Annotated in this window: 9 protein-coding genes; 8 read left to right on the top strand and 1 reads right to left on the bottom strand. The window is 45.7% G+C overall.

Translation table 11 applies throughout. From position 1 onward, the window contains the following. Positions 1-347 precede the first annotated feature (347 nt). The 7 genes from AC59JO_RS23135 (at position 348) to AC59JO_RS23105 (ending at position 22,633) form a co-directional block, all read left to right on the top strand. Positions 348-13,274: an Ig-like domain-containing protein gene (locus tag AC59JO_RS23135; protein WP_497308297.1), complete on the top strand. Its 12,927-nt coding sequence runs from the start codon at positions 348-350 to the stop codon at positions 13,272-13,274. Then, positions 13,271-14,266 carry a PorP/SprF family type IX secretion system membrane protein gene (locus AC59JO_RS23130; protein ID WP_413667078.1) on the top strand — a complete coding sequence of 332 codons (996 nt, stop codon included), beginning with the start codon at positions 13,271-13,273 and terminating at the stop codon, positions 14,264-14,266. Before AC59JO_RS23135 ends, AC59JO_RS23130 begins: the two co-directional genes overlap by 4 nt. A 10-nt stretch (positions 14,267-14,276) precedes the next feature. Continuing rightward, positions 14,277-16,238 carry an OmpA family protein gene (locus tag AC59JO_RS23125; RefSeq protein ID WP_497308295.1) on the top strand — a complete coding sequence of 654 codons (1,962 nt, stop codon included), beginning with the start codon at positions 14,277-14,279 and terminating at the stop codon, positions 16,236-16,238. Positions 16,239-16,268: 30 nt separating this feature from the next. Then, complete coding sequence (locus tag AC59JO_RS23120; protein WP_091211191.1) at positions 16,269-16,613, top strand: hypothetical protein; 345 nt, start codon at positions 16,269-16,271, stop codon at positions 16,611-16,613. Positions 16,614-17,054: 441 nt separating this feature from the next. After that, positions 17,055-20,495 (top strand): ThuA domain-containing protein, encoded by a 3,441-nt coding sequence (locus tag AC59JO_RS23115; RefSeq protein WP_497308293.1) that lies wholly within the window; start codon positions 17,055-17,057, stop codon positions 20,493-20,495. A gap of 341 nt (positions 20,496-20,836) precedes the next feature. Then, a complete protein-coding gene (locus AC59JO_RS23110) occupies positions 20,837-21,694 on the top strand; it encodes a sugar phosphate isomerase/epimerase family protein (RefSeq protein WP_413667081.1) in 858 nt (285 codons plus the stop codon). A gap of 3 nt (positions 21,695-21,697) precedes the next feature. Further along, positions 21,698-22,633 carry a sugar phosphate isomerase/epimerase family protein gene (locus AC59JO_RS23105; protein WP_497308291.1) on the top strand — a complete coding sequence of 312 codons (936 nt, stop codon included), beginning with the start codon at positions 21,698-21,700 and terminating at the stop codon, positions 22,631-22,633. Between the two features lie 45 nt (positions 22,634-22,678). Here the strand turns inward: AC59JO_RS23105 and AC59JO_RS23100 are convergent, their stop codons facing one another. Next, the gene (locus AC59JO_RS23100; protein WP_413667083.1) at positions 22,679-23,200 is read right to left on the bottom strand and encodes a protease; all 522 of its coding nucleotides are present in this window, start codon (positions 23,198-23,200) and stop codon (positions 22,679-22,681) included. 390 nt (positions 23,201-23,590) lie between these two features. Here AC59JO_RS23100 and AC59JO_RS23095 point away from each other — a divergent pair, with 390 nt between their 5' ends. After that, entirely contained in the window at positions 23,591-24,703 is a 1,113-nt protein-coding gene (locus AC59JO_RS23095; RefSeq protein ID WP_497308289.1) for a metallophosphoesterase family protein, read from the top strand. Positions 24,704-24,705 lie beyond the last annotated feature (2 nt).

The raw sequence follows: 24,705 nt of genomic DNA, 5'->3' as shown, positions 1-24,705 counted from the left end.
TAGCGAAGACTCTTAAAGTAAAATGTTATAAAAGGCTCAAGTAACTCCCTGGGGTAACGGGATATTGTTAATACATGGCGAAACAAATATTTTCACATATTTTGTTTAGTCAATAATACGTATGTTAATTGGAAATAGATTTATGTTTTTGGGAAAATGATATTCCTTTGGGTTGTATTTGACGAATGAATAAAATGAACAGAAAATGAATATAGAAAACAGAATGAACGGAGATGGATAAATACTGAACAATATGGCTGGAATGGTTTTTAATGAATGAAAAGCCCTTTTCGTATTGCAGAGGCTTGATTTAGCTTTACGGAGTCTATTTCAAATATCTATGCCTTATGAGAAACCCCGCCTTTAACAGAAACGCTTTTTCAGTGTTATTTATTTTATTGGCATTGTTTAATATTAAATATGCGCAGGCGCAGCGAACATATGCCAATACCGAGCAACATGGGGTAACCGGAGTTGCCTGTGTAAACTGCACAGTGTTAAATGCAGCAAATGCAGCAGATGGTAATGTACAAACATTCTCCTCTTTAAATGTAACAGTTGGTGTTGCAGCACAAACCTACCAGGAATTAATATTTCAAAGCTCAAGGCCGTCAGGCACCCCGGTCACTGTTAAATTGGGGTCGGGTGATAAGTTACTGAGTTTAACTGCGCTTGGAGGCGTTTTTTTACAGGCATATAACGGAAGCACTGCTATCGGTACCCCGGTAGCCGTTGCTACATTGCTTACCGCCGTGAGCAATAACAACCAGGTTGAGGTTAGCATTACTCCTGCGCAGGCTTATGACCGCATCAGGGTAACCGTTAACGGAGGCTTAGCCGGCGTTTTGGCAAATACTTATTTATATGATGCTTTTACAACCGGTACAGGTGCCGGTGTTTGCGGTTTGGCCGTAGATGAATTACATGGCATCTCATCAGGCTTATTGGGTTTGGGTGTTGATGTAGGAGGGGTAGCAAATCCTCAGAATGCCATTGACGGGAATCTTAATACAGCATCCACCTTAAATGCAGGTGTGGGTTTGCTTGGCGCATATGCGCAGCAAACTATTATATATGGCAGCCCTTCTGTAATAGGCGATTCTGTGAGGATGACCTTATCGATACCGCAGTCATTAATAGATGTGGGGCTACTGTCAAATATATCGGTAGCAACGTACCTTGGCAATACTTATAATAATGATCAAAGTGCAATAAACGCGTCGCTTTTAAATCTGCGGCTGCTTGACCTGACTAACAACAGGCGAAAGGTTACCATAACCTTTGCGCCTGCTCAAGTTTTTGACCGGGTGCAACTCACCCTTGGTGGTGTTGCCAATGTATTATCGACCCTTGACCTTTATGAGGCTGTTAGGTTGATACCAAGGCCTGTTACAAAAATCAATAATGTATTGGGCGTTACCGCGCAGATCAATTCGGGCTCAACAGCAACGCTTACTGCTAATGCTGTCGCCAATACTACATTTAACTGGTACACACAGGCAACTGGCGGATCGCCGGTGGCTACGGGGCCAAGCTATACCACACCTGCACTTACAGCATCTACTGATTATTATGTATCTGCTTCGCGTACTGGTTGTACCGATGAATCAGAACGGACAAAGATTTCGCTAACTGTAGGTAGTACCTCAACTACGCCACCGGTAAATCCGTCGGGAGTGCGCACTTATGCCAATGCCCAGCAACCGGGCGCAGGCGGTTTATTGTGTCTTGGCTGTACAGTAACCAATCCGGGTAATGCTGCTGACGGCAATCTTCAAACATATTCTACCTTAAACGTAACCGTGGGGGTTGCTGCACAAACTTATCAAACCCTTACATTCCCTGGCGGAACCAAACCAGCCGGAACTCCCGTTACGGTTAAATTAGGTACGGGGGATAATTTACTTAGTTTGACAGCGCTTGGCGGTGTAACGCTACAGGCTTATAATGGTAACACGCCTGTAGGCTCACCAGTTTCGGCGGCAACACTGGTATCGGCATTGAGCAATAATAACCAGGTTGAACTGAGTTTTGCACCAACACAAGCTTATGATGGTATCAGGGTAACGCTTAACGGGGGCTTGGTAGGGGCGTTAAGCAGTTTGTATCTATATGAAGGATTTGTGACTACTGCTGGCCCGGCTGTGTGTAACACCGCTATCGACGAGCTTCATGGTATATCTTCAGCGTTGCTGAATTTAGGTCTTAATGTAGGAGGGGTAGTAAATCCGCAGAATGCTATCGACGGAAACCTGAACACAGCATCTACCCTAAATGCCGGTGTAGGCTTACTGGGAGCATACGCGCAACAAACAGTAATATTTTCAAATCCATCGGTAATTGGTGACTCCGTGAGGTTAACCCTTTCAGTGCCTGAGGCCTTGCTGCAGGTTGGTTTGCTGGCAGGTTCATCAGTAAACACATATTATGGCAATACGGATAATAATGATCTTACCTATTTAAGTTCGTCATTATTACAAGTTCGTTTGCTTGATCTTACCAATAACAGGCGCAAGGTGGTAATTACTTTTGTGCCGGGTAAAGTTTTCGACAGGGTGCAGCTAAGGCTGGGGGGCGTTGCCAACGTATTGTCAACCCTCGATTTATATGAGATACAACGATTAATTGCCAAACCGGTAATTAAAATAAATAACGTAGCATCAAATGATGCCCAGATCTGTACAGGTACCACAGCTACATTCACAGCCACTGCGGTACCAAATACCATATTTCACTGGTATACACAAGCAACAGGCGGATCACCAGTATTTACCGGGGCTGCCTTTACAACACCTGTTTTAACAGCTTCGGCAACCTATTACGTTGCCGCCATGCGGAGTGGATGCACCGACGAGTCGGACCGAACTAAAGTAACTGTTACTGTAAATGCTGTACCGGCATCACCGGTTATAGCCAACAATACTGTTAGCGTTTGTTCAGGGCAAACCGCTACGTTTACCGCCACCAGCGTAGCCGGCGTTACCATAAACTGGTATAGCGCCGCTACCGGCGGTACATTATTACACACCGGCGATAGCTTTACTACACCGGCCTTAACTGCCGCCACAAGCTATTACGCCGAAGCAGTAGTTGCAGGCGGAAGCTGTGCAAGCGCAGCCCGTACCAAAGTAACTGCTAATATTACAGCGCCACCAGTTGCGCCAACACTTACTGCTGCCAACGTAACCATTTGCAGCGGTGGCGTTGCTACTTTATCGGTAAGCGGAGCGGTTGCAGGTACTACTTATAACTGGTACGCTGCCGCAACCGGAGGCACCCCGGTATTTACCGGAGCTACTTACACTACCGCGGCTTTAACCGCTAATGCAACTTACTATGTTGAAGCTGTAAATGCCGGCGGATGCAGCAGCGCCGCGCGTACCCAGGCGACTGTTACCGTTACGCCGCTACCGGCTGATCCGGCGGTATCTGCGGCAAACAGCTCAATAGCGGCGGGACAGAAAACAAGTATCAGCGTAACCAGTCCGCAGGCAGGTATTACTTACAACTGGTATACATCTGCAAATGCCGGTGCTCCGGTATTTACCGGCACTACTTTCCAAACGCCTTTATTATATAATAATACAACTTACTATGTAAGCGCTGTAAACGCTACAGGTTGTGCATCAGCCAATCGCACTGCAGTTACCATTACCGTAACCATCAATACTAATGCACCTTGTACTTTTGCCAATCAGCAAACATCAACTGTAAACGGGCTTTGTTTAGGTTGTACAGTTACTAATGCTGCCCTGGCTACTGATGCGGATACAACTACCGCATCAACTATTAACGTATTGGCCGGGTTAATCGGCGGTAACGTTCAGCAGGAATTGCGCTTTCAACAGCCGGGTTTTGCAGGCGACACTATCAAGCTGGTACTGCAAAATCCTAATGGTTTATTAGGCGCCGCTGTTTTGGGTAATATCGGTGTGACACTGGCTAATGGAACCACCACAACTGCAAGCTATCAGCTTAACAATGCGCTGATAAAAGTGTTCCTGCTTGCAGGTAGTTCAAATAAATATGCGGTTTATATCCCGGCAACAGGTGCTTATGATCGAATTACGATAAGCATTAACTCGGGCCTTGCAAGTGTTTTAACACCGCTTAACATTTATTACGCTTCGCAACAATTCCCTAAGCCAGTATTTAACCCAACCGCTCCTGAAATTTGTAAAGGCAGTAGCGCAGTTATAAATATTACTTCACCAGCTAACGGTACATTCACCTGGTACAACGCGCCAACCGGCGGAACCGTTGTACATACAGGTACCTCGTTTACAACTCCGGCTTTAAATGCCAATACAACTTATTACATAGAATACACCCGTGGTACCTGTACCGGTACTGTAAGGTTCCCTGTTACTATTTTGGTTGATGATGTTCCGGCAGCGCCAACTGTTACTGCTCAAAACGTAACCATTACCAGCGGACAACCAGCTACTTTAAATGCCACTGCCAGCAATGGTGCTACCATACAATGGTATGATGCAGCAACCGGCGGTAACCTGGTACATACAGGAAATCCATTCGTTACACCAGTTTTAACTACTAATAAAATTTACTATGCTGGTACTGCTTTAGGCAGTTGCGTATCGGCTACCCGTACACCGGTTAATATTACCGTTCAGCCTATAGTTATCCCTACCGTATCGGTAACACCACCAACAGTAGCGCTTAATGCAGGTCAAACAACTTCGTTTACTGCTTCGTCAACTACACCGGGGGTAACCTTTAACTGGTTTACTACGCCAACCGGCGGTACAAGCATTTTTACCGGTGCTACTTATACTACCCCCCCTCAGTTTGCCAATACTACTTTTTACGCCGAAGCTATGGTGACTGCCACAGGTGTAAAATCAGCTACAAGAGCGCCTGGCGCAGTAACTATCAATCAACAGGCGTCAAGTCCTGTTCCTTGCGATGCTGCTATCGACCAAACCAATACCACAAGTGGTTTACTTTGTGTGGGTTGTGGGGTACTCAACGCAACAGGTTCGGTTGATGCGGACAGGAATACTTTCTCACAGTTAGCAGTACCGGTTGGATTACTGAATGCGTATGCCAGCCAAACATTAAGGTTTACCAATACAGGTCTTGCAGGTGATAGTGTTATTGTAGAATTAGGTGTTCCGGGAACACTGGCCAGTGTAAGCGTACTTTCACAGATTCAGATTGGCACTTATAACGGTGCGACATTCAATAATGATTATTTCAATGTAAACGGATCATTGATCAATATCCAATTATTAAGTGGCACAAGCCGTTTCAGGGTAGCCTTTAAAGCAACTCATAACTTCGATAGGGTAGAAGTAAGACTGAACGCTGCTCTGGCAGGAGTATTCAGTGCTCTTAACGTATATGACGCTTCACAATCTGTAGCGGCTCCGGTTATCGCGTTAACTCCTGTTACAACTTGCTCAGGCGCTCCGGTAACACTTTCAGCGACAGTTCCGGCTAATGTTACTGTAAAATGGTATACCTCAGCTACCGGTGGTACCGCTGTTGGCACAGGTGCTAATTTCACTACACCGGCCCTTAGTGCATCAACAACTTATTACGCCGAAGCAAGCCGTACCGCTGACGGTTGTACACAGGCTGTACGTACACCGGTCACTATCAATGTAGTAACTATACCTGCGGCACCGGTTGTTGCGGCAGCAAATGTAAGTGTGTGTGCAGGCCAAACAGCAACATTTAATGTAACCCCGGTTAGCGGGGTAACCTATAACTGGTATTCGGCAGCGACAGGCGGTACACTGGTTCATACAGGTAACAGCTTTACAACCGCTGCTATCAATGCAACCACCAATTATTTTGTTGAAGCCGTAGCGGGCACAAGCTGTGTAAGTACAACCCGTACACAGGTAACAGCCACCCTGGCTCCGCCGCCAACATTTCCCGCACTTAACGCTACCAGTGTAAGCATTTGCGACGGCAGCGTTGCAACCCTTGCGGTAACAACTCCTGCCGCCGGGACCACCTATAACTGGTACACCACAGCAACCGGTGGTACACCTGTATTTACCGGCCCAACTTATACAACAGCTGCCCTGCACAATAATACAAGCTATTATGTAGAAGCAGTAAACGCTGGCGGCTGTACAAGTGCCCAACGAACCCAGGCTGATGTTACCGTTGTTCCACTTCCGGCTAATCCAACTTTATCAGCAAATAATAGCTCGATAGCTGCCGGTCAGCAAACTACTATCGGCGTTACTAATACACAAACCGGTGTTACTTATAACTGGTATACATCGGCAAATGCTGCTTCGCCAGTATTTACCGGTACTACATTCCAAACCCCGGCATTATACAACAATACTACTTACTATGTAAGTGCGGTTAACAGCACCGGTTGTACATCGGCAAACCGCACCGCTATAACCATCAATGTAACTATCAACACTAATGCCCCATGTACCTTTGCTAATCAGGAAACTGTTACGATAAACGGCCTATGTATTGGTTGCGGTGTAACTAATGAACTACTCGCTACTGATGCAGATACTACCACTGCATCAACCATAAATGTGCTGGCTGGTTTATTGGGTGGATATGCTCAGCAGGAGCTACGGTTCCAACAGCCGGGTTTTGCAGGCGATACTATTAAACTGGTACTGCAAAATCCTAATGGATTATTAAGTGCCGCCGTTCTGGGTAATATCCAGGTGACATTAGCTAACGGTACTATTCCAACTTCTACGCTTGCACTTAACAGTGCTTTGATAAAAGTATCCCTGCTTGGCGGTGGCTCAAATAAATATGTAGTTTTAATTCCGGCAACGGGAGCATATGATCGTATCACCATAAAAATAAACTCTGGAGTTGCAAGCTTGCTTACGCCTTTGAATATTTACTACGCGGCACAGCAATTCCCGCAACCGGTATTTAACCCAACTGCTCCTGAAATTTGTAAAGGCAGCAGCGCAGTGATCAATATTACATCGCCTGCCAACGGAACATTTACCTGGTACAATGCACCGATTGGTGGTACTGTTGTACATACCGGCTCATCGTATACAACTCCGGCCTTAAATGCCAACACCACTTATTATGTAGAATATAGCCGTGGTTCATGCGCTTCAACAGTAAGGTTCCCGGTAAATGTTATTGTTGATGATGCTCCGCCGGCACCAACAGTTACCGCTCAAAATGTAACCATCACTGCCGGGCAAACAGCTACTTTAAATGCAACCGCCAGCAATGGTGCTACTATACAATGGTTTGACGCGCCAACAGGAGGTAACCTGGTATTTACCGGTAACCCTTATGTCACCCCGGTTTTAACAGCTACCAAAACCTATTACGCAGGTACTGCGCTGGGCAATTGTGTGTCGGCCACACGTACACCTGTAATCATTAGCGTACAGCCTGTTATAATCCCTGATGTAAATGTGACCCCGCCAACCACTACGGTTAGTCCGGGACAGACTACTGCATTCACCGCGTCATCAACTACGCCTGGCGCTGTATTTAACTGGTTTACTACACCAACAGGTGGTACAAGTATCTTTACAGGAGCTACTTACACAACTCCACCTGAATTTGCTAATACCATTTACTATGCTGAGTCATCAATCCCCGCAACCGGCGTAAAATCGGCCACAAGGGCAACCGGTATAGTAACTGTAAATCAGCAGGGTTCAAATCCTGTACCTTGCGACGCCGCTATCGATCAAACCAATTCCACCAGCGGCTTACTATGCGTAGGCTGCGGTGTGCTGAACGCTACCGGATCTGTTGATGCAGATCGCAACACGTTCTCTCAATTATTGGTTCCTGTGGGATTGGTTAATTCATACGCCAGCCAAACCCTGCGCTTTGCCAATACAGGTATAGCAGGCGACAGCATAATAGTTGAATTAGGTGTTCCCGGAACGCTGGCCAGCGTGAGCGTACTATCTCAAATTCAGATTGGTACTTACAATGGTGCAACCTTTAATAACGATTATTTCAGCGTAAATGGCTCACTGATCAATATCCAGTTATTGAGTGGTACAAGCCGTTTCAGGGTAGCCTTTAAAGCCACCCATACATTTGACAGGGTAGAAGTAAGGTTGAACGCCGCCCTTGCGGGTGTATTCAGCAGCCTGAATATTTATGATGCCTCACAATCGGTTCCAGCCCCTGTTATAGCGGCTTCACCAGTTACTGCCTGCTCCGGCACACAGGCTACATTAACAGCTACTGCTCCGGCAAACGTAACTGTAAGGTGGTATACTTCGGCTACCGGTGGTTCACCAGTATTTACCGGTGCAACCTTTACTACCCCGGCTTTAACCGCATCAACAACTTATTACGCCGAAGCCAGCCGCACTGCCGATGGCTGTTCGCAGGCTGTTCGTACGCCTGTACAAGTAAATGTTACTACTCCACCGGCAGCTCCGGTTGTGGCGGTACCTAATACAACCGTTTGTGCCGGTCAGCCTGCTGCCTTTGCTGTAACACCGGTTAATGGTGTTACCTACACCTGGTATGCTACTGCAACAGGCGGTACACCTATAACTACAGGTAACAGCTTCACTACTCCGGCTTTAACTGCTACTACTTCATATTACGTTGAGGCATCAAACGCAGGTCAGTGCAGCAGCAGTAGCCGTACCAAAGTAACTGCAAATGTAACCGCTACTCCTGTTACTCCTACAGTTTCACAGGCCAGTACACAAACCTGCTCTGGTTCAACGGTTACCTTAACGGCTTCATCAACTCAGCCTGGTGTTACTTTTAACTGGTATACTACTGCAACAGGCGGTACCCCCGTACATACAGGTGCACAATACGTTACCCCTGCTTTAACTGCCAACACATCATATTATGTTGAAGCTGCTACCGGCACCTGTACAAGTGCCAGCCGCGCCAAAGCCGATGTCATCGTAAACCCAACCCCGGTTGCACCTACTATTACGGTGGTTCCGGTTGGCGGACAGATCACATCCGGGCAAACAGCTCAACTTTCAGCCAGTTCAACAACTGCTAATGTTACCTTCAACTGGTATAGTACTGCAACAGGTGGTACACCGGTTCACACAGGTGCTACCTTTACTACTCCAGCTTTAACTACCAATACAACCTACTACGTTGAGGCTGTATCAAATACTACAGGCTGTATCAGCACAACCCGTACGCCAGTTACAGTAATCGTTAACCCGGTATTCTCTACTTCGTGCGATTTTGCATCGACCCAAACCAACAGTACCAGCGGTGTTGCCTGCTTGCTGTGCGGTGTAACAAATCCTGATAATGCTGTAGATATTGATACAGTTAACTTTAGTCAACTTAACCTTGGTGTTGGAGCTGTAGGTTACGTAGGCCAGAAACTGATTTTTGGCGATGCTGGCCTTGCCGGTGATACTGTAACGGTGAAAATAAAAGTACCGGTTAACCTGGCATCGGTAGGTGTATTAGGTCAGCTGCAGATAGGTTCATTCAATGGCAATACTGATAATAACGATAGGATTGCGCTAAGCAGCACATTGATCAAGGTAACCATACTTGCGGGCGGTCAAACTGCTTTGGTAAAATTTGTGCCTAAAGCTGTTTATAACGCCATTGAGGTGAGGTTAACCACAACAGTATCGCTGTTTAACTCGCTAAATATTTACTACGCAACCAAGCAGGTACCAATACCTCAGCTTACAGCTAAAACAGATAATATATGCGCCGGCGGAACGGCTACATTTACAGTAGCTAATCCTGTTGCCGGAGTAACTTATAAATGGTACTCCGCAGCAGTTGGCGGTACATTGCTCCATACCGGTAATAATTACACCACTGCGGCATTAAATGCTACCACTAATTTCTACGTAGAAAGCAGCCGTACATCAAACAGCTGTCCTAACCCTAACAGGGTAGCGGCAACTGCAAATGTTACCCCTGCTCCGGTAAATCCAATACTTGCACAAAACGCGGTATCTGTTTGCTCGGGCGATGCAGTTACCTTGTCGGTAACCAATGCCGCAGGTGCAACCGTGAACTGGTACGACGCGCCAACCGGCGGTACCTTAGTATTCACCGGTGCTAACTACCAGGCAACACCAATTGCAACAGTTAGCTATTATGCCGAGATCACCAATGGCAGCTGCGTAAGCCCATCGCGTACAAAAGCTACAATTACGGTAAATCCCCGTCCGGCGGCACCGGGCGTGCAATCAGCCAATGTGCAAGTTTGTCCGGGCAGCACCGCTACTTTAGCTGTACTTAACCCGGTTGCGGGTGTTAACTATCAATGGTTTGCGACTGCAACCGGCGGCACTGTGTTGCAGACTGGCAACACTTACACTACGGCGGCTCTTACACAAGATGCAACCTATTATGTGCAGGCAACCAGTGCTACTACAAGCTGTTCAAATAACGGTGCACGTACAGCCGTTGATGTAACGGTAACCAATTCGCTTACAGCACCGGTATTGAGTGCGGCTACCACTAATGTATGCAGCGGCGGTAGTGCTACACTGAGTGTTAATAACCCGGTTAACGGCTTAACCTATAAATGGTACACAGCTGCCACAGGCGGTGCTCCCGTATTTACCGGGCCGATATTTACTATAAATAACTTGACTGCTGATGCATCATACTTTGTTGAATCATCAAACAGTTCAGGATGTACAAGCCCAACCCGCGCCCGTGCCGATATTACCGTGCAGCCCATACCAACTGCTCCGGTTATACAAGCCAGTGCAGGCGGCCTTAATGTGTGCGAAGGTGAATCAACAAGCCTGAGCATCGCCAACCCTGTAACAGGTGTTGTTTACCGCTGGTATACCGCTGCAACCGGAGGAACCTTGTTGTACACCGGTACACAGTTCAATACACCGGTATTAACTGCAGATGCCACTTATTATGTAGAGGCCGCACAGGCCGGTAACTGTAATGCATCTGCGCGTACGCAGGTTAAAGTAACGGTTAATCCATTGCCTGCCGATCCAATATTGGCCAGCAACAACGTACAGGTTTGCTTGGGGGCTCCGGCTACATTGAAGATCCAGTCGCCAGTTGCGGGTATCACTTACCAGTGGTTCAGCACAGCATCACAAACTACCAAACTGTTTGAAGGTACAACCTATATAACAGGACCGCTTACTGCTAACGCAACTTATTACGTGGCTGCGGTAAATGCTTCGGGTTGTCAAAGCGCTAACCTTACCATAGCACAGGTGAGCATCCAGGCAGCGCCATCAGCGCCTGTAATTGCCAATGGCAGCGCGGTACAAACCTGTATCAATAGCATTGTAACGCTTAATATCTCCAACCCGCAGGCAGGCTTTACCTATAACTGGTACAGTGCAGCTACCGGAGGTACACCATTGTTTACCGGTACAGGCTTTAATACACCGGCGCTTGCAGGTAACGTAACTTACTATGCCGAGGCAGCGAACAGTACCGGTTGTACATCAACCGGTCGCACTTCCGTAAGCATTAATGTAAATCAAATACCAACCGCGCCTACGGTAACAGCACAAGGCGGTGGAAATACCACCGTATGTTCGGGCGGTACTATAGCGCTTACAGCTACCAGTACTACACCTAATGTAAGCTTTAACTGGTATACAGCTGCAACCGGAGGTGCGCCAATATTTACCGGTGCAACCTACACTACGCCTCCGCTTACAGCAGCTACAACTTATTATGTTGAAGCCGTAAGCAATGGAAGTTGTGCTTCAACTACGCGCACGGCTGTTCAGGTAACCATCGGCAATACTACAACGCCAACACCACAGGTAGTAGCGGCCGATCTGTCTGTATGTCAAAACAGCGCAGCTATAATTCACATCAGTAATCCGGATGCCGGTACTACCTACAACTGGTATAACGTAGCAACCGGAGGTAGCTCGCTATATACAGGTACAGCATTTACAACGCCTGTATTATCTGCAAATACAACTTATTACGTGCAGGCTTCAAATAGCCAGAGCTGTAATGCTTCGGCGAGGCTGGCCGTAAATGTGGTTATTGTTCCGCAGCCAAATGCGCCGGTGCCAACATTGGCTAACGTGCCTGTGTGCAGCGGAAATACAGCGACTTTATCGGTACAATCGCCGCAGGCAAATATCATCTACAAATGGTATAGCAATGCAGCCCGCACCAACCTGTTGTTTACCGGTTCAACCTATACCACTGATCCTATCCAGGCAAATACTACCTTCTACGTTGACGCCAGCAACGGATCATGTGCCAGCTCATCGGCAGCAACTGTTCAGGTGACTATTTCGGCACCGCCATCAACACCGTTGCTGGTTAACAGCAGCCCAACGGCTTGTGGAGGTTCGCAGGTATTGTTAAGTATCTCAAACCCACAGCAAGGCTTTAGTTATAACTGGTATACAGCAGCTACAGGAGGTACACCGGTTTATACAGGTACAAACTTTACTACGCCTTCGTTAACAGCCAGCACAACTTATTATGCAGAAGCTGTGAATGCTGCAGGATGTAGTTCACCAGCAAGAGCATCTGCCGCAATAACTATACTTGGCGCTCCAACTGCACCTGCAGTGAATGGGCCAAATGCAGGTATTTGTCCGGGCAGCACAGCTACACTTACTGTTAGCGCTACTGCTAATGTTACCATCAAGTGGTATGCTGATGCAACAGGCGGAACAGCATTGGCTACAGGCAATAGCTTCACTACACCGGCGCTAAACCAAACTACTACCTACTATGCTGAGGCTTCAAACAGCGGTGGTTGTAATTCAGGCACACGTACTTCTGTAACTGTACAGGTATTGCAAAAGCTTGCAACGCCGGCAGTTAATGTTACAGAAACCACAGCAACAAGTATAACCTTTGGCTGGGCAGCAGTAACCGGGGCAACCGGATACGAGATCAGCCTGAACAATGGCTCAACCTTCAGCAGTGTTGGTACAGCGCTAACCTTTAAGGTTGATAACCTGCAGCCGCTGCAAAGCGCCACCATTGTGGTGAGGGCGCTGGGCACTTCAGGTTGCGAATTGAGCGATAACTCGGCAGCAGTAACGGGTACAACAACCAATCCGCTTGGCAACAGCATATTTATCCCTAACGCCTTCAGTCCTAATGGCGACGGCAATAACGATACGTTCCTGGTATTTGGTACCGTGATCAAAGGCATGAATATGTCGATATATGATCAGTGGGGTGGATTGCTCTTCAAATCTACCAATCAATCGGCCGGATGGGATGGAACTTATAAGGGCAAGGCGCAGCCGGTGGGCGTATACGTGTACTACGTTGAGGCCACACTTAACGACGGACAAGTGATCAAAAGAAAAGGAACTATCAATCTACTACGATGAGAAATAAAATCACAATTGTTACCCTGCTGCTCCTCATTGTAGTAGCAGGGCGGTTATCAGCTCAGGTTGATCCGCATTTTTCACAGTACTACGCTTACCCGTTATGGCTCAACCCTGCTTTGACCGGAGTTATTAACGGCGATTCGCGTGTGAACGCAAACTTTAAAAGCCAATGGGCAACCATCAATAACGCCTATCAAACGGCGGCTATTTCTGCCGATATGCGTACAACCGATAAACTAAGCCTTGGTGTAAATATCCTTGATCAGTCGTCGGGTGGGCATAGTTTCAATTACCTGAGTGCTTATGGTGCTTTGGGCTATGCAATCTCTATTTCTGCCGATGGAAATCAGCGATTGAGCTTCGGCGTACAGGCGGGTATCATCAACCGCAGTTTTGATATGAACAAGCTGCAGTTTGGCAGCCAGTACACCCCAATAGGCGGCTTTGACCCCAACATGCCAAGCTTTGAAAACTTCAATACCACCAACAGCACCGTATTTGACGCCAACGCCGGGATCTTTTATTACGACGGTGATCCTTTTAAGGATGTTAATGCCTTTGGCGGTGTAAGTGTAGGGCACTTATCAAGACCTAAAGATGCTTTTTCCGCAACATCCGGTGGGAAGATTCCTCTACGCTATACCGTTCATGGCGGTTTAAAGATCAAAGCTTCTGATTTCTTCGACCTGACACCAAACGCGGTTTATATCAAACAGCAAGGCGCAGATATAAAAGGTTTGGGCGCTTACTCTGAATTTAAATTTCAGAACGATAATGGCCTCATCCTGGGTTTCCTGTACCGCTTTAAAGATGCCGCCGTTGCCGATGTTGGTTACCACGTAAAAAGCCTGATCATAGGCGCCAGTTACGATGTAAACACTTCATCCTTAAACCGTGCCACAGGTGGTAATGGTGGTTTTGAACTATCGCTGAGCTATATTTTCCGCAAACGTATACAGGAACCTGAACCTGTTTGCCCAAGGCTTTAATCGCTTAACTATGAGAGCTATAATTATATCTATTTTCTTATCGGCCATCACCCTGACATGTTTTGGCCAGTACGGTAAGGATTTTCGTAACCTGGGCGATAGGGCATTTGCAGATAAGGATTATTACGAAGCCGCCTTTTACTACCGTAAGGTTGCCGAAGGTATGCACTTGCTGCAAAACAAAGAGGTGCCGTTTCAAACCATGAATAAGGCACCTAAAAAGGATAAACCGTCGGATGCTACTTATGTGAGCTACCGATTGGCAGAATCGTATCGTTTATATGAAAATTACATTGAAGCCGAAGGCTGGTATAAAAAGACCATCGATGCGCCGGACGCGGCTACTTATCCTTTAGCCCGGCTTTGGCATGGCGTATGCCTTCGCGCGATACAGCGCTTTGATGATGCTATTACAGAATTGCAGCAGTTTAACGCCGGCTACAATAAAACCGACGAATACAAGGCTATCGCTAACAAGGAAATAGCTAATTGCACGTTCGCCAAAGAGCAATACAAATATCCGCAACTGCTTGAAGTTGTAAAGTTAAAAGGCGATTGGAACTCGGACGGATCTGATTACGCCCTGCTTCAAACAGGCGATAACTTTATGTTTACCTCATCGCGTTTTGCAAAAGATGATAAAAAACATATCAACCGCATTTATACTGCCAAAGCTGCCAACGGTTTAAAACCGCAGGTGATCACCTTAAAAGATAACGATGCCAAAAAGGAAACAGAATATGGCACGCCTTCGTTAACGCCGGATGGTAAACGGATGTACCTTACCCGCTGGTATAAAGAAGGCAGCAAGGTTTATCATAGCATTTATTTTACCCAAAAGCAGGACAGCACCTGGCAGCCGTTACATAGGCTCGGTAATAATGTTAATGCCGATGGCTATAACGCAATACAGCCGTTTATCACTGCTGATGGGAAGAAGCTGTTCTTCGTATCAAACAAGCCTGGTGGCTTTGGCGGTGATGATATCTGGGTGAGCGATTTGGGGGATGACGGTGACGCCACGAACGCTGTGAACCTGGGTAGTACCATTAATACTGATCGTGACGAACAGTCACCTTATTATAATGCTGATGAAAAAAAGCTGATCTACAGTTCGAAAGGTTTTATTGGTTTAGGTGGATTTGATTTTTTTGAAAGTAAAGGTGACATAGGCAACTGGAGCGCACCGGTAAACATGGGTTATCCCATGAACTCAGCTAAGGACGACCTGTATTTTATGCCTGATAGCAAGGATGCCAACAAATGGTATATAAGCTCGGACAGGGAATCAGATTGCTGTTTGAACCTGTTTGAGGTACGTAACAAGAGCTTTATTCTGTCCGGTATAGTTACCGATTGCGAAACCCATAAGCCATTAGCAGGTGTAAAGGTTAGTTTTATCGACTCGCTGGCAAAGCAAACCCTTAAGGAGCTAACTACCGGGGCCGATGCCAAATATGCTTTCAAAGTAACCTCAAAACGGCCATACAATTTAAAGCTCGAAAAAACAGGCTATTTCACCAAGGTATTGCCTATCCCTGCGAGTGGCCAAATGAGCAACGATACACTTTACAACGCAGAGATCTGCCTGCAGGCTTTTGAAAAAGATAAGCCTATAGTGATCAATAACATCCTATATGATTTCAACAAGGCAACCTTAAGGCCCGAATCTAAAACGGTGCTCAATAGCCTGGTTACCATTATGAAAGATAATCCTAAGATCATTGTGAGGCTTGGCGCGCACACCGACTCGATAGGTAGCGTAAAATACAACATCAAACTGTCGCAGGCCAGGGCGCAATCATGTGTGGACTATATTATAAGCCAGGGAATAACCAGTGAGCGCATCTACGCTAAAGGATACGGAAAAAGTATGCCTGTTGCACCAAACTCGCTGCCTAACGGCAAGGATAATCCAGCTGGACGACAACTTAACCGACGCACAGAATTTACAGTAGTAAAAACAGAATAATCATGGATCTATTAACCTAAGCTATTTTTTATGAAAGAGTCAGCAACATTTCACCGCCCGTTTTTAAGAACAAAAGGATTTTCAACCTTTCACATTCACATTTTTGAGCTGATACTGCTTGGTAAAGCCAATCGCGAGATCAACAGACTTATGGGATATACACCCAAATCGCACATGGTAGTTGACCATTCGCGCCAGGTTATGAATAAACTGCTCTCGTACGAGGGCTTGTGTAAACGTGATTATAAGGATAGGGTAGTATACCCCCGCAAATACCAGTTCTGGTGGAAAAAGCTGCTTGAAAAACATAAGAATACCCTGATCCAAAAAGCCATAATACCGGAGTACTACGAAGATGTAGCACCCGGAATTTAAAGATAAAGGGCATGCTGTTAGGTGACGTGCCCTGGGTTGTAATGGTTAGTACGAGCCCCGCGGATAAGTGTCTGTGGGGTTCGTTGTTTTTATTATTTCCGTAGAGACGTATCACATGCGTCTGACGTAGGATAAGGCACTTTCCCAATTTGGCAAATCCAATAATTTGCATGGGGGAGACGCATGTGATGCGTCTCTACATTGAATTTAATAGCCGTAACAATTCAATTACAAAGCCATCTCCACCTAAAATAAAGTGTATTTAATACACTCTGAATGTTTTAAATAGTTATTATTGTGTAAGCCAATTGTTTGAACAGCCCTTTTAGCAACACTGCATTTTATATTTTTTTGCCTTGTACATAAATCCTTTTAGCAAGGCGTGGGATAATGCTGCTTTTATGGCTGTTCATTAAATGTAAATCAATAATAATCTCAAACATGTCATTAAAAACAAAACTCACCTACGTTTTTTTGACAGGATTAACTTTCCTGCTTTATTCCTTTAAAAAACCGTTTGACAAGCCGCGCGTGCTTGTATTTTCCAAAACTTTAGGCTGGCACCATTCGTGCATCCCCTTCGGGATAGCGGCCATTCAAAAATTGGGTGATGAGAATGGATTCGATGTAGATACAACCACCAGTTCGGCTAATTTTAATGATGATAACCTTAAAAAATACCAGGCGGTAATATTTAACTGCACTACTGGCAATGTGCTTAATGCCGTTGAACAGGCGGCTTTTGAACGCTACATCCAGGCAGGGGGCGGCTTCATGGGCGTACACTCTGCTGCCGATACCGAGTATGACTGGCCATGGTACGGCAAACTGGTTGGCGCTTATTTTTCAAGCCACCCCAATAATTCCAATATCCGTAAGGCAACAATTGATGTAACCGATAAAAGCCAGCCGGCTACAGCCAATTTGCCCACAAGATGGGAGCGTACTGATGAATGGTACAATTACAAATCTATTTATAGCGGCATTCATGTGCTGGCAAGCCTTGATGAAAATACTTATGACGGCGGTACCAACGGTGCTAATCACCCTATAACCTGGTATCATGAGTTTGATGGCGGCCGGGCATTTTATACCGGTTGCGGCCATACCGATGAAAGCTACAGCGATCCCTTGTTTTTGGGACAGCTGCTGGGCGGCATTAAGTATGCTATGGGCAGTGGCAAACCGCTTGATTATAACAAATCATACTCCAAAGTAGCTCCGGATCAAACCCGGTTTATCAAAACGGTGCTGGTGAGCAATATTGCCTCGCCAATGGAACTGGCTGCTGCCAAAGATGGCCGCGTGTTTTTTACCCAGCTGATGGGCAATTTTTCGGTTTACAATACCAAAACCAACAAGTTTAAGGTGATCCATAAGTTTCCAATTACTTATGAGGGAGGTACAGGCGTAATTGGTTTGACGCTTGATCCTGATTTTGAAAGAAACCAGTTTGTTTACATTTATTATATGCCCGCCGGGCAAACCATTGAACCGCTTAACTTTCAGCTTTCAAGGTTTAAATTAAGCCCGGCGGATGTACTCGACCTAAAATCAGAAAAGATCTTATTGAAAGTGCCTGTTCAAAAGGTGAGCGGTGCGCACCACGGCGGTTCATTAGCCTGGGATAAAAATAAAAACCTGTATCTGTCTACGGGCGATAGTTCAAGCCCGTTTCCCTCTGATGGTTATGCGCCGTTGGATGAACGCCCCGGTACAGAACATTATAGTCTCGATGCGCAACGCAGCGCAGGCAATACCAATGATTTTAAAGGCAAGATTCTGCGCATTCATCCGGAAGCTGACGGTACATACACTATCCCCGAAGGAAATCTTTTTCCGAAGGGCACAGCTAAAACTAAACCAGAAATTTATGTAATGGGTTGCCGTAATCCGTACCGTATCGCTGTAAACCCTAAAACTTCGGTTTTATATTGGGGAGAGATAGGGCCGGATGCAGGTAATGATTCACCTCGTGGTCCGCGCGGATATGATGAGTTTAACCAGGCAAGGAAAGCCGGGAACTTTGGCTGGCCATATTTTGTGGGCAATAATTTTGCCTACTCGCATTGGGATTTTGTGAACGCCAAGCCGGGGCCAAACTTTGATCCTAAAGCGCCGGTAAATAATTCGCCTAATAATACCGGTTTAAATGTGCTGCCTCCGGCTATGCCTGCCATGATCTGGTACCCTTATGCTGCTTCGGATGAGTTTCCTGAATTGGGTATGGGAGGCCGCTGTGCCATTGGTGGAGACTTTTACGAGTTTGATAAAAATGTAAAAAATCCCAATAAGTTTCCCGAGTATTATGATGGTAGTTTATTTGTTGCAGATTGGATGCGTAACTGGGTGATCAACCTCCGTTTTGACCAGAACGAAAACTACCTGCGTAACGAGGCCTTTATGCCTGCCAACGGAGATTTCAGGCGGCCAATTGATATGCAGTTCGGCCCCGATGGTGCTTTGTATATGCTGGAATACGGTTCGGTTTACGGTGCGCAGAATGAAGATGCCCGTTTGGTCAAGATCGAGTATAATACAGGTAACCGTGCGCCGATTGCTAAAGCCAGCATTACGGATACGGCCGTGTTTAACAAGTTTGCCAAAACCAAATTTTTAACGGTGGAATTAAAAGAGTTCCCTGCAAAAAAGGAAATAGCAGGCCAAGCTCCACTTAAAGTAAGCTTCAGCAGCCAAAACAGTAAAGACCTTGACGATGACGACAAGATCACTTATCAATGGTTGTTTGACGGCAAAACAGTTGGCGCCACCACATCATCAGCCAGTTATACATTTACTAAGCCGGGCGTTTATAAAACCATTTTAAAAGTTACTGATAAAGGTGGCTTATCCAGCAGGGATACAGTAACTGTAAGGGTGGGCAATACCAAACCTGAAGTGACCATAGCGAGTGCCGATAATAAATCATTCATCTGGAAAGGCAAACCGTTCCGCTATCATGTGGTAGTTAGTGATAAGGAGGATGGTAAGATAGATCCTAAAAAAGTGAAACTGTTTTACATCTATAATCCCCAGCCATCGGCCAACAGCACTACCCAAAACCTAACTGCTTTGTCAACTACCGAAGTTAGTTATCCCGGCAAAGGTTTGATAGCTAACAGCGATTGTAAATCGTGCCATACTATTAATAAAACTGCTGTAGGGCCAAGCTTTTTGGCTATTGCCAATCGTTATAAAACCCAAAAGGGGGCTCTTGATCAGCTGTCTAAAAAAATAATTGCGGGTGGTGCAGGGAGCTGGGGAACAGAGCATGTGATGAGTGCGCATCCTCAACTATCAAATGCCGATACAAGGGAAATTGTGAAATACATTTTTTCACTAACAGATAAAAAGAGCCCTGTATTGCCGCTGCCTTTAACTGGTACGCTCAACTTGAAATTTAACGATGCCGAACCGCGCGGAGAGTACACACTGCTGGCCTCTTATACCGATAAAGGCGGTAAGGTTGTTGGCCCGTTGAAGGCTACTGATATGGTGGTTTTGCGTAATTCGGCAATTAAGGCCGTTTATGCCGATGAATTGAAAGGTTTCAACAGGTTTAAAGACGATCTGTCGGCAGGTAACCATAAATCATATGTGCTGTTCAGAAATATTGACCTTACCAATATCAGCAAGTTTGCATATAAATATGCCTCAAAGGATTATGACGGCGAGATTGAAGTAAGGATCGACTCGCAGGCCGGACCGGTGATTAGCTCCGTAGCCTATCAAACAACAGGTGCCTGGGACAAAATGGGTGAAGTAACCGGGACTTTAAATAAGCCCGTGAACGGAAAACATGATGTATATTTCTTTGCTATAAAACATGCTAAGCCAAGTGACGGTATTTTAAATCTGAAGAATATTCAGTTTGTTGAGTAATTCTATTTACATAACGTCATTGCGAGTAACCATCAGGGAAAACCTGAAAAAAATCGTAATGACGTAAAATATATATTCCAGCGATACTGTGCGGGGGCCGCGTTAGTGATAGTAGCGGATACCGGCCATGTGGCTAATGCCTGTGCAGTATGAGCGGATAGCACGGGCCGCAGGCAACGCCCATATTCACAAAACTGATAAAAAAACATACCTAATAATCAATAACATACAATCACGTCATTATAAGGTACGAAGCAATCCCCAATAAGCAGATCCGCCCTGCATAGTTCGCGATTGCTTCGTACCTCGCAATAACGCCTTTTTTAAATCCTGATTAAATCATGAAAAAATCAATCTTATTTATAGCCCTTTTAGTCGCCGTGACCTTGGGGCAAAACGAAGCATCGGCACAAAATGAACCACTATTTACTAACGCCATAGGTGTACAGGCCTACACCTTTCGCAGCAGTATGCCCAAAGCAACAGCTGCAGTACTGGATACAATCAAATCATTAGGTATTACCGAAATTGAAGGTGAGGGCCCCAAAGGAATGCCGCCTGAGGAGTTCAGGAAAATGTGTGATGATAGAGGCATAAGTATCCCATCAACAGGAGCAGGATACGATGCCATTGTGAATGATCCGGGCAGTGTGATCAAGCTGGCCAAAATATTAGGCGCTAAATACGTAATGGTTGCCTGGATTCCGCATGGTAAAGAGTTTACTTTAGATGACGCCAAAAAAGCAGCAGCTGACTTTAACCGCGTTGGCAAGATCCTGAGTGAAGCAGGTTTAACTTTCTGCTACCATAACCACGGTTATGAGTTTGGTCCTTATAACGATGGCACGCTGTTCGATTATATCGCCCAAAATACTAATCCCAAATATGTTTCATTTGAGATTGATATCTTATGGTCGTTCCATGGCGGGCAGGATCCGGCAGCCCTTATTAATAAATATCCTTCGCGTATGAAACTTATGCACCTGAAAGACATTCGTAAGGGTGTTGCTAATGACTTAACAGGTGGTACCGATACCAAAAACGATGTGGCCTTGGGTACCGGCCAAATTGATATTCCCGGAGTGTTGAAGGCCGCGAAAAAGGCCGGGATCAAACATTATTTTATTGAGGATGAAAGTCCGTCGTACAGCGAACAGTTACCGGTTACCATTGCTTATCTGAAAGGTTTAAAAGATTAATATATGAGCAATTTAAACCGCAGGCAAGTGTTAAAAGCAATAGGTTTAACGGCAGGTGCCGCTGTGTTGAGCGAAGCGGGTGCAACGGCTACACCAATTGCCCCAAAAGCAGGTAATGGCTTTGTTTACTCGTTAAACATAAGTACTATCCGCGGGCATAACCTTGGTTTTGTTAAGGAGCTTGAAGTAGCTGCCAAAGCGGGCTTTACTTCTGTTGAGATCTGGATAGATACGCTGCAAACCTACCTGCAGGGTGGCGGCTCATTAACCGAAGCCAAAAAGATAATAGATGGGCTTGGACTTAAAATTGAAGATGCAATAGGCTTTGCCCCCTGGCTGGTTGATGATGAGCCAACCCGAAAAAAGGGTTTAGAACAATTACAGCAGGAAATGGAAATGCTGGCAAAACTAGGTTGCCACCGCATAGCGGCGCCACCTGCAGGTATGACCCAAGGCCCCGTAATCGATCTGGATGTGGTTACTGAACGATATCTTACCATCCTGAAAATGGGCGAGCAAACCGGCGTTATGCCTCAGTTAGAGATGTGGGGAGGCTCACAAAATCTCAAACATATAAGTCAGGTACTTTATGTGGCTACGCAATGTGGTAATCCTAATGCCCGCATTTTGCTTGATGTATACCACATTTTTAAAGGTCGGTCGGCGGTTGAGGCCCTGAATTATGTTGGCCATCATGCACTGGATATTTTGCATGTAAACGACTATCCCGGAGGTATTAGCCCAGAACAAATTTCTGAACCGGACAGGGTTTATTGCGGCGATGGTATTGCTCCGCTTAAACAGATCCTGCAAATAGTTAAAAACCCCGAACGGCCGCTGGTGATCTCGTTCGAGGTTTTTAATAAAAGTTATTATGCACAGGATGCCCTAACGGTAGCTAAAACTGCATTGGCGAAGATGAAGGCGGTGACCCCCTAACCCCCTAAAGGGGGAATTACTTGCAATTGTTTATGTATTGGGTGTTTATTCCCCTTCATAAACAAACTCAACACTGTCTTTTACCGTAAGACCGCTCATATTTTGCCCTACGTAAATTACAGTGTATTTTGATGGCTTGGTGATCTCATAGGCCTTCAACAGGTCAACAGTTGCTGATAGGCTGTCCTTCGGATTTACTTTAATATAGCTGCTGGCGGGCGGCGGCATCATTCTTTTGGCCATAGCTCCTTTGTATAGCATTTCTTGGCCGTTTGCATCTTTTACGTCGAGGTATTTGCTCATAAGCGGCTCAAATGGGGTATGCCATTTACAAAATTGACGGGCGGTGTCGGCATCGTTATAAACGGTAAATTTTAGTTCAACCGGATGTCCAATTTTGATGGCTTGCTTTATTTGCATTTTGGCAAACAAGCTTGCACTTGCAGCAGGGGCAACGTTTTGATTTTTAGCAGAATCAGAACCGGCAGATGTGTTTTTTACTTTGTTAACACCACATGCCGATAAGGTAAGCAGCGTTGCAGATAAGATTATTTTGTAGTTTTTCATACGCAAATGTAAGTACTTCAATAGTCATCAGACTGATGAATTATCTTATGAGTTCTTTTGACAACCATAAGCTGAAGAGAAATCGCTTTTAAAACACGTGGCACCTAACGGAGCCAATATCTTGGGGCCAAAATGTCTATAAACACGATATTCCTACGGAGTGTCTAACTAATTTTGCTTTAAACTCCGTAGGAATATCGTGTTTATAGGAAACAAACTGAAACTTTAAGGCTCCGTTAGGTGCCAAGTGTTTACTATTGATTTTAAAAGCGATTTTCCTGTCATAAACAGGCTTAAATAAACAATGTTGTAAATTGCTGTAAGCATGAAACCTCAATTTAATCCTGCCTTAATATTAGGTTGCGTAATTTTGTGGGTATTATGGAGCAAATGGCTTTAGTTTCGGCATTAAAACATACCAGCCCGGTTGTCAAGAAAGATCAGCCGGACGACAGCTATAAATTTCAGCCCCTGCCAGAGCCCACTGGTAACTATCCTTATCATTTATCTGTACATGATGTGTTATCGGGTGTAGCTGATCATAAAATGGTTTTTCATATGGTAGGGGATACCGGCAGTATCCGCAACCCCGGATCGCAGCGGCAAATAGCCGGTTTGATGGCCGAACAATATAAAATGTTCTCCGGCGCTGATAAACCAAAGTTTTTATACCATTTGGGCGACGTTGTTTACAATTACGGAGAGGCCCACAACTATCACGACCAGTTTTTTGAACCATATAGCCTCTACCCGGGCCCAATTTTCGCGATAGCCGGCAACCATGATAGCGACGTAAATCCGGCTGCTGAAATGCCCTATCAAAGCCTTGACGCGTTTACAACAGTATTTTGCGATACTGTTTCGCGCCCGGTAATGCTGAGCCGGAAGATCAACCGCAAAAGCATGCCGCAGCCCAATATTTACTGGACAATGGAAACACCGCTGGCAACTATCATCGGTTTGCATACCAATGTGCCTAAGTATGGCGTTGTTACCCGCGAGCAACGCGATTGGTTTATGGAAGAGCTAAGATCGGCAGATATGCAACGTCCCGAAAAAGCTGTTATCCTTTGTATGCATCATGCTCCCTATTCAGCCGATATTAATCATGGGGCCAGTTTGCCGATGATTGATTTTTTAGAAGGAGTTTTTGCGGAAACCGGCATCCGGCCCGATATCGTTTTTAGCGGGCACGTGCATAACTACCAGCGTTTCAGCAAGCAATATGATGACTTAACAGTGATGCCTTATATTGTTGCCGGTACCGGGGGCTTTGACGAGTTGCATCCAATTGCTTTGACTGATAACGAAGGTTTTACTGCCGGAGATTCGCGATTTGACGGTGTAAGCCTTGGATATAGTTGTGATACCAGGCATGGCTTCTTAAAAATAAGCATCGAACGCGATGACAGGGGGCTTACGCTAACCGGAGAGTATTATACCGTAGCAGATGAAGATGAACATATCTCTGAATTAACAGATAGCTTTGTTGTTAAAATTTAAAA

It is taken from the genome of Mucilaginibacter sp. A5337 (assembly GCF_059690695.1).
Note: the sequence above shows the minus strand (reverse complement) of the source record. Positions and strands in the feature narration are given on the sequence as shown.